This is a genomic window from Actinoplanes sp. G11-F43 (assembly GCF_050589265.1).
In the GTDB taxonomy this organism is placed as follows: Bacteria; Actinomycetota; Actinomycetes; order Mycobacteriales; family Micromonosporaceae; genus Actinoplanes.
The window spans coordinates 1-7742 of sequence record NZ_JBNZCE010000081.1 but is presented as its reverse complement, the minus strand read 5'-3'; the positions used below and the strand labels follow the sequence as shown (position 1 = coordinate 7742).

At 67.0% G+C, this 7742-nt stretch carries 9 protein-coding genes and 1 pseudogene; 3 read left to right on the top strand and 7 right to left on the bottom strand.

What is annotated here, in order from left to right; genetic code table 11:
• Window positions 1-188 precede the first annotated feature (188 nt).
• Window positions 189-914, top strand: a complete 726-nt coding sequence (locus tag ACQ0O7_RS44940) for a transposase family protein (protein WP_430792071.1) — start codon at window positions 189-191, stop codon at window positions 912-914.
• Here ACQ0O7_RS44940 and ACQ0O7_RS44935 read toward each other — a convergent pair.
• The gene (locus tag ACQ0O7_RS44935) at window positions 870-2057 is read right to left on the bottom strand and encodes a NaeI family type II restriction endonuclease (protein ID WP_430792070.1); all 1188 of its coding nucleotides are present in this window, start codon (window positions 2055-2057) and stop codon (window positions 870-872) included. The genes ACQ0O7_RS44940 and ACQ0O7_RS44935 overlap by 45 nt on opposite strands.
• 235 nt (window positions 2058-2292) lie before the next feature.
• Between ACQ0O7_RS44935 and ACQ0O7_RS44930 the strand changes: the two genes are divergently transcribed.
• The gene (locus ACQ0O7_RS44930) at window positions 2293-3132 is read left to right on the top strand and encodes a phosphoribosylaminoimidazolesuccinocarboxamide synthase (RefSeq protein ID WP_430792069.1); all 840 of its coding nucleotides are present in this window, start codon (window positions 2293-2295) and stop codon (window positions 3130-3132) included.
• Here ACQ0O7_RS44930 and ACQ0O7_RS44925 read toward each other — a convergent pair.
• From ACQ0O7_RS44925 to ACQ0O7_RS44905, 5 genes are all read right to left on the bottom strand, one after another.
• Complete coding sequence (locus tag ACQ0O7_RS44925) at window positions 3110-3307, bottom strand: hypothetical protein (protein ID WP_430792068.1); 198 nt, start codon at window positions 3305-3307, stop codon at window positions 3110-3112. The two genes, ACQ0O7_RS44930 and ACQ0O7_RS44925, sit on opposite strands and share 23 nt — an antisense overlap.
• Before the next feature lie 72 nt (window positions 3308-3379).
• Window positions 3380-4000, bottom strand: coding sequence for a malonic semialdehyde reductase (locus tag ACQ0O7_RS44920; protein WP_430792067.1), 621 nt, complete (start codon window positions 3998-4000; stop codon window positions 3380-3382).
• Between the two features lie 1255 nt (window positions 4001-5255).
• Window positions 5256-5576 (bottom strand): winged helix-turn-helix transcriptional regulator, encoded by a 321-nt coding sequence (locus tag ACQ0O7_RS44915; RefSeq protein WP_430792066.1) that lies wholly within the window; start codon window positions 5574-5576, stop codon window positions 5256-5258.
• A gap of 11 nt (window positions 5577-5587) precedes the next feature.
• Window positions 5588-5767 carry a hypothetical protein gene (locus ACQ0O7_RS44910; protein WP_430792065.1) on the bottom strand — a complete coding sequence of 60 codons (180 nt, stop codon included), beginning with the start codon at window positions 5765-5767 and terminating at the stop codon, window positions 5588-5590.
• Complete coding sequence (locus ACQ0O7_RS44905; RefSeq protein WP_430792064.1) at window positions 5764-6048, bottom strand: hypothetical protein; 285 nt, start codon at window positions 6046-6048, stop codon at window positions 5764-5766. Before ACQ0O7_RS44905 ends, ACQ0O7_RS44910 begins: the two co-directional genes overlap by 4 nt.
• Before the next feature lie 272 nt (window positions 6049-6320).
• Between ACQ0O7_RS44905 and ACQ0O7_RS44900 the strand changes: the two genes are divergently transcribed.
• Window positions 6321-7211, top strand: coding sequence for a helix-turn-helix domain-containing protein (locus tag ACQ0O7_RS44900; protein ID WP_430792063.1), 891 nt, complete (start codon window positions 6321-6323; stop codon window positions 7209-7211).
• A 273-nt stretch (window positions 7212-7484) separates the two neighbouring features.
• On the opposite strand, the pseudogene ACQ0O7_RS44895 reads toward ACQ0O7_RS44900, so the two are convergent.
• Window positions 7485-7652, bottom strand: a pseudogene (locus tag ACQ0O7_RS44895) (DUF397 domain-containing protein); the annotation flags it as partial.
• Window positions 7653-7742 lie beyond the last annotated feature (90 nt).

Genomic DNA, 7742 nt, shown 5'->3' with positions numbered 1-7742 from the left:
GGAGCCCTATTCAGAACGCGGCGGTCGTTTTTCATGGTCCCGCGTCTGGGTGACGATGCGTAACGGCGGTCGTCCGATGAGGGTTCGCCTGGGTTGTGTGGACTCAGGAGTACCTCGGTGGACGACCGCCGCGTAGTGAGCGTATGACCGGGATGCGTCCGGACCAACTCACGGCGTTGATTCTGGCGGTGTCCACTCTTGTGGGTGACTGGCAGCCGAGGGAGGGCCGTCGCAAGGTTCTGGACCTGCATCGGGCGGTGGTGCTGACCTTGTTCCTGCTGCGGCATGACAACGTCCAGGACGTCGCGGGTGAGTTGTTCGGGTGTTCGCAGTCGACGGTGTCGCGGGTGTTCCGCACGATCAGGCCGTTGTTGGAGCAGGCCACGGCCGAGGTCGCCGCGCAGGCGGTGCAGCGGGCCCGGCTGGGCGCGGTGCTGCTGGACGGGTTCGTCGCACCGACCGGCGAACGCGCCGATCGTACGGACCTGTTCTCCGGCAAGCATCGCCTGTCCGGGATGAATGTGCAGGTCATCGCTGACCTCGACGGCAGGCTGGTCGACACCGGAACCCCGATCGGCGGCGCGCGGCACGACAGCGTCGCGTTCACCGCGTCTGGCCTGCCCGATCGCTGGGCTGCTCATCTGGCCGACGGTGGGCCGGGCATGCTTGCCGACAAGGGCTATCTGGGCTGCGGTCCGTCGACGCCCTACCGCAAGCCGCCCGGCCGGCCACTGACCGAGGTCCGCAAGAACTGCAATAAGGCGTTGAACAGCCTGCGCGCCGCTGTCGAACGGGCCATCTCACATCTGGTCAACTGGAAGATCCTCGACCTCGGCTACCGCGGCCGGATCTCCGAGTTTCCCGACGTACTACGGACCGTCACGAATCTTGAGATCTACCGGGCAAGGGCCTGAGCGAGGTTTTGAATAGGGCTCCTGCTCTCTATTCCATTTCATGAGCTTGTCGGGTGCGATGTCGGGGGCCGGGACCGTCAGGTCGTCGGGTCGTGCCAGGCGCCACGGGGAGCCGTAGATGAGGGTGTTCGGCTCGGGATCGTTACCCTGCCAGGGGTGAATGCGTGCGCTCACGAATCGCCCGAGGGTCGGTGCGGGAAGGCCGAGTTCCTCCGCCATCCTGGGGTGCGGGCGGTAATGGCCGAAGATGACGATGCCATCGGGTTGGAGTCGCTTCCGTGAGTCCCGCACGCGTTTCGCGCTGTCCACCTGCTGTGCCGCGGTCAGCACCGTCGCGCGGTTGACGAGTTCGCCGGGCAGCTCTCGAAACAGATTGTCGACGGCTGTCTGGCCGCGGGTCGCATACGCGATCAGTTCGAGTTTCCGCGGGTCGGTGATGTGGAGCAGCGTGTTCTTCACCAGGTCTGCGCCCTCTACGAGCCACAGGATTCTACGGCGCCCTTCGTCGTTCAGGTGCCGCTTCTTGTCCCGTTGGTTGCCGCGGGGCTTCAGGACCTCCTCGCTGATCCGGATTAGTCCCGACGCCCATCGAGCGGTGTATTCGTTCGCCCACACCACCAGCGCGATCTTGTTGCCGCGGCTGTACATCTCCTCCGGAATCTCCCACTCGTAGAGATTTCGGGACCATTTGCAGTCCACGTCCGCTCCGGCGATGTTGTAGTCCAATTCCAGGCCGTCGTTGAACTCGAACTCTCGTTGAAGCCAGATCTCCACCAGCGTGCCGATATGCGTCTTCTCGGTTTTGAGGAGTTGAGTGAAATCCCATCGGCCGGTGCGCTGGCCGTCGTAGATCTGGTCCAGAGCCTCGCGAATGGCGTAGCCGGTGCGGTCGCCGTATGGGTCCAGTCGGGATATTTCCTTGTGAACCGCCCAGAGTTCGGGGTCCTCATGGATCGTGGGAGGGTTCGCGAAGGGGTCCGCAGCCGGGCCTCTGGAATGTTTCGGACGATTCTTCGTCGTCGGGCGGGCGGGCAGCAGGCGTGATCGTCGTGTTCGGAGAGTGGCCGGCAGTTGGACGGGGCCTGTCTCCCCCTCGCCGGGTTCATCCCACAGAGCGTCCTGGCCGGGGATCTCGAATGTCATCGTTCGCCTCGTCTCTGATGCCGGAGAATCATCCAGCGGCGCAAGAACGGCCTGTGCACTTCTAGATCTAGCTCTTCATGCGTTGACGATGCTAACAGCTTCACTGGCGTATCGGTAGGGCCAGGTCGGCTTCGATAGATGAGGAAGGGTGCGATCGGTTTGCTCGGCTGATCGCTCAGGTTGGCGGTTCGATAGCGTGAAACCGCACGTTGCCAGCCACCATCGAGGGGAACACGTGGAGCTCCTGCACTCCGGCAAGGTCCGGGACGTCTATGCCGACGGCGATGACCTTCTTCTGGTCGCCTCGGATCGGGTGTCGATCTATGACGTCATCCTGCCCACGCCCATCCCGGACAAGGGGAAGATCCTCACCCAGCTGTCTCTCTGGTGGTTTGAGCAGCTCAGCGACATCATGCCCAACCACGTCATCTCCGCCACCGACGTGCCGGCCGAGTTCTCGGGGCGGGCCATCCGCTGTGAGCGGCTGGACATGGTCATGGTCGAGTGCATCGCCCGGGGATACCTCGCCGGGTCGGGGCTGAAGGACTACGCGCGGGACGGGGCCGTCTCCGGCAACCCGCTGCCTCCGGGCCTGGTCGAGTCCTCCCAGCTGCCGGAGCCGATCTTCACGCCGAGCACGAAGGAGCCGGTCGGCGGTGGGCACGACGAGCCGATCGACTTCGCGGGGACCGTCGAGCGGGTCGGTCAGGAGCTGGCTGATGAGCTGAGAAGGGTGACTCTGGAGATCTACCGGCGGGGGTCGGAGATCGCGGCGGCCAAGGGCATCATCATCGCCGACACCAAGATCGAGGTGGGGCGGGCCGTGGACGGCACCCTCAAGCTGGGTGACGAGCTGCTCACCCCGGATTCGTCGCGGTTCTGGGCGGCCGACGAGTGGAAGCCGGGCAGTGTGCCGCGCTACCTGGACAAGCAGTTCCTGCGGGACTGGTCGGGGCAGCTCACCGACTGGGATCGGACCGCGCCGGGCCCGGAGGTGCCGGACGAGGTGGTCGAGGCGACCCGCAACCGGTACGTCGAGGTTTACGAACGCCTCACCGGGGAGCGTTGGCGCTGAGCCACTGCCGCCGTCGACGGAGCAGGCGGGTGCCGTAGGCCCACGCCGGCAACATCACGATCAGGCCCGCCCAGCCGCCGTAGACGACACAGATCGGAGCGACCGTCCACAGTACGATCGCGATGATCGCCCAGCGCTGCGGCTGGACGGGTACTGCCTGCTGGGACACGGTCATAGCGAGCGCGTACCCCGTTCGATACCGGCGAAAACAGCCCGGCGGTGATCCGCCGGGCTGTTTACCGAAATGTCAGGCCCACTGCACGGTGGTCTCCGCGGAGAGCCGGGGGAGACGCTCGCGCCACGGCGTTTCGCCCGGGTGCCCGAGATTGACCACGGCCAGTGACTTGAATCGCCCTTCCGGGAAGAATTCGGCGTCCACAGCGGCTTTGTCGAACCCGGTCATCGGCCCGGCGACCAGCCCGACCGCGCGCGCCGCGATGATGAAATAGCCGGTCTGCAGAGCCGCGCTGAACGTTCCGGCGGTCAGGCGTACCGGCTCGTTCGCCTCGTAGAAGTCCTTCAGTCCCGGATTGTGCGGGAAGACCTCGGGCGCGAACTCGTGGAACGCCGTGTCCAACGCCAGCACCGCGACGACCGGCGCACTTTCCGACTTGGCACGATTGCCCTCGTTCAGGAGCGGAATCAGGCGCTTCTTGCCCTCCGCGGTCCGCACGTAGACGACCCGCAGCGGCTGCGTGTTCGCCGCGGTAGGCGGCCATTTCGCGAGCTCCCAGATCTCGGCGAGTTCCGCGTCGGTGACCGGCGTGGCCGCGAACGAGGAGGCGGTCCGCGCCTCGGTGAACAGCAACGCCCGCCCGTCGTCGCCCAGCACGCTACGACTCAGGACCGCTTCAGAAGGAGTATCCACTTCTAAAAAGCTAGCCACTTACGATCAGAAAGCCACGGTGAAGTCGATCACGAAGACCGCAAGCCAAGATCAAACCCATGCTCCGGTACGCCTACCCCTCCCCAACCGCACCACCACTCCCGTGGCTACCCCGCAAGGTCGGCGCGGCGCAAGACCGCCCGGCGACCGCCGGGCGAATGCGACGCGCCGGGCCTCGCGGTCAGGTGGCACGAGACGTCCCGTCCGGGGCCGGCCAGCCGGACAGAGCGCGATGATAAAGACACGCACAGTAGAGTCGGGCTGCTTCGGGGATCAGTCCAGCGGGCGAAATGGTTCCGCCGATCGAGTGACGTGATTCAGTCGACGCCGCCCTCGACATCGCGGGTGAGGCCCCCGGACGTGGACCACGGTGCGGCATCGATCGTGAATATCGGGATGCCGCAGAGACGCGCCGGATGGGACAGTTGCCGGTATGACGATCACCCTCGGGAGTGATGGCGCGTAAGTCGCCCAGGCGCGTTCGCGCCGATCTTCCCCGCCGGCGTAAGCCCGGCGAGCGCATAGCCCTGGTCGACGGGGTCTCCGCTGGAGGCCTCGGCCGTATCGCCCGCCTCGAGCGAACCGTTCTGTGGCCAGGCGCTGCCGCAGCCGCGTTGAAGGCCTGGAAGACGTTCGCCGACGCCTCGGAGGACGAGCGTGCCGATCGCCTCTACTACGGCCGGGCCGGCTGCTGCCCGGATCCACGGGACGCCCGTGAGGTCCTGGAGAGGGTGCTACGAGCGTTGTCACCCAGAGACGCCAACTCCCTCCGGCGCCGGATCACCGCATGCGATGACCGCATCGGCCCACTCTTCGAGGATTGAGGCGCCCAACGTGGCCCACCAAACGGCGGCGGAAGCGGGCCGAGATGCGGGAGCGGTGACCCGCGGGAGCGGGCCAAGAGGGCGGGAGTGGTGACCCGCGGGAGCGGGCCAAGAGGGCGGGAGTGGTGACCCGCGGGAGCGGGCCGAGAGACGGAAGGGGTGACCCGCTGGAGCGCGCTGAGCGGCGGAAGGTGCGACCCGCTGGAGCGCGCTGAGCGGCGGAAGGGGCGACCCGCGAAAGTGGCCAGGCTGCGGCGATGTCCCGACCAGCGCGAACGAGCCGACCCGGAGCGGGAATGTGCTGAGCGGCGGAACGAGGCGACCGCAGGAGTGGGCTGAACGGCGAGAGCGAGGCGACCTGCCGGAGCGGCATATACCGGCCCGCAGAACGGTGCGAATGGGGAAAGGGGCGGTCAGTCGGCTAGATGCTCGTCGGCCCAGATGGCGATCTGGTTCAGGGCCGGGGTCAGTGCGTGACCGGCCGGGGTGAGCGCATAGGACACCGTGACCGGTGGTCCTTCCTCCACGGTTCGCACGATCAACCCCGCGACGGCGAGGGAGGAGAGGCGGTTGGAGAGCACCGAGTCGCTGATGCCGTCGATGGCGCGGGACAACTCGCGGAATCCAGCCGGGCCGTTGGCGAGTTTGCCGAGGACTGCGGCGTTCCAGCGGCGGCCGAGGAATTCGAAGGCCCTGGACAGGGCGGCGTCACGCTCGGCGCACGGTAGGTCCACGGGCGGAAAGATTACTGGGACGACCTGGACAACGTCGAATACTGCACACGGGTCTGGCAGCCGGCGCACTGCACGTGCTCGCCGCAGGTCGCGCACCAGTCGCTGGTGCGCCGCAGCCACCAGCCCAGGCCGACACCGGCGAGCAGGCTGAGCATGCCGACGACGGCCGCGACCGTGACCGCTCCGGTCATCGCAGTGGGCTCCGGCGCATCAGCTTGTAGGCCCGCTCGTCGAGGGCGTCGCTGTCGGCCCGGGACGTCACATAGGGGGCGGTGAAGGTGTCCACGCCCGTCCCGGAGTGCTTCTCCGGCCGGTAGGTGACGGTGACCGCCCGGGGGGACGCCGCCTCGATGATCCCGGCGCGCCAGCCGTCTCGATAGACCCACACCGGGTCCGCCGGCCGGTAGCTCTCCGGCGGTGCGACCTCGGCCGGATCGCGGTGCGGCGGGGTCACGGTCGGCGTCGACGCCATGACTTTCAGCATAGGTATGCCTCCAAAGATCTATGGGCAACGAGCGCAACCGGCTGAGCAGCCGAAGATTTCGGCACGCTCTGTTAGCGGACAGTACGTGTCTGTCAGCTATCATCCTCGTCATCAAGTGCGTCCGCAAGGCCGGATGCACGTGCATCCGCAACGGCGGCTGGTTTCCGTGGAGATCGACTGCTGGTTTCGCGGTTGAGGATCTCCGCCTTAGGATGCGTAAGGCTGCGCCGGGCAGTCACAGAGCGGCGACAAGGAGTCAGGTGAGCGCGGGTTCGCAGGAGGAGGCGCCGGGCGGCGGCCCTACCGTGCTGCGCATCCTGCTCGGTTCCCAGCTTCGGAAGCTGCGGGAGTCGAAAGGGATCACGCGGGAGGCGGCCGGCTATGAGATCCGTGCTTCCGGATCCAAGATCAGCCGGATGGAGCTGGGGCGCGTCAGCTTCAAGGAGCGCGACGTCACCGACCTCCTGACGATGTACGGGGTGAGCGACTCCGCTGAGCGCGACGCCCTGATCGGTCTCGCCCGGCAGGCTAACAACCCGGGCTGGTGGCAGCACTTCGGCGACGTCCTGCCCAACTGGTTCCAGGCATACCTGGGCCTGGAGGCGGCCTCGTCGCTGATCCGCACCTATGAGATCCAGTTCGTCCCGGGTCTGCTGCAGACCCAGGACTACGCCCGCGCGGTGATCATGCTCGGCCACGCCGGAGCCACCGCCGACGAGATCAACCGTCGTGTCGACCTGCGCCTGCAGCGCCAGCAGATCCTCACCCGCAACGGCGGCCCGCAGCTCTGGGCGGTCATCGACGAGGCGGTGCTGCGGCGCCCGATCGGCGGCGTCGACGTGATGCGCGCCCAGATCGAGTCGCTCATCGAGGCGTCCAAGCTGCCCAGCGTGCGCCTGCAGATCATTCCGTTCCAGGCGGGCGGGCACGCGGCCGCCGGCGGTCCGTTCGCGATCCTGCGGTTCCCCGAGCCGGAGCTCCCCGACGTGGTCTACGTCGAGCAGCTCACCAGTGCGATCTATCTGGACAAGCGCGAGGACGTCGACCACTACGCGATGGCGATGGAGCGTGTCTGCATCGACGCCGAGGCGCCCAACGACACGCCGGAGATCCTCGGGAAGCTGCTGAACGAGATCGGCCGCCCGGCCTGACCCTGCTCGACTCTCCATCCGGCGGTCCCGTCTGTCGTGGCCAGACGACCGTGGTCATGTGGCGCGATTTGGGGCTTTTCTGGAGCGTACCGCCGGATGTGTGTTTTGTGACCCACTGGGCGATGCCAACGTGGGATGGGTGGGTCCGGCCGCGCGGGACGGGTGCCGTACTTCGCGTGTCACGGGGGTCGGTGCCCGTACACCCGCAAGTCGCGCTGAGGCGGGGTGACCGTGAGCGAAAGGCCGCGCGGCCGGACCTGTGGTCCGTGAAGGTCAGGCGATGAGGTTGTCGAAATCCCCGTCGCGGACGCCACCCAGGAACGCCTCGATCTCGGCGCGGGTGTAGATCAGCGCCGCACCCTCGGGATCGCGGGAGTTACGGACGGCGACGTCGCCGTCGGGCAGGACGGCGCACTCGACGCAGTTGCCACTCGGGTTGCTCCCAGGGCCTCTGCAAGATAGAGGTATGACCGGATGATCGGTTTTGGTGTAGTCACGCCGGTATCGGGCGGTACGTAGAAGAGCGCGGCC

Bases quoted from the DNA above. Each gene is read 5' to 3' on its own strand.
- ACQ0O7_RS44935 (WP_430792070.1), bottom strand. From the start codon at position 2,057: ATGACATTCGAGATCCCCGGCCAGGACGCTCTGTGGGATGAACCCGGC.
- ACQ0O7_RS44925 (WP_430792068.1), bottom strand. From the start codon at position 3,307: ATGACCGTGTCCCAGCAGGCAGTACCCGTCCAGCCGCAGCGCTGGGCG.
- ACQ0O7_RS44910 (WP_430792065.1), bottom strand. From the start codon at position 5,767: ATGACCGGAGCGGTCACGGTCGCGGCCGTCGTCGGCATGCTCAGCCTG.
- ACQ0O7_RS44905 (WP_430792064.1), bottom strand. From the start codon at position 6,048: ATGGCGTCGACGCCGACCGTGACCCCGCCGCACCGCGATCCGGCCGAG.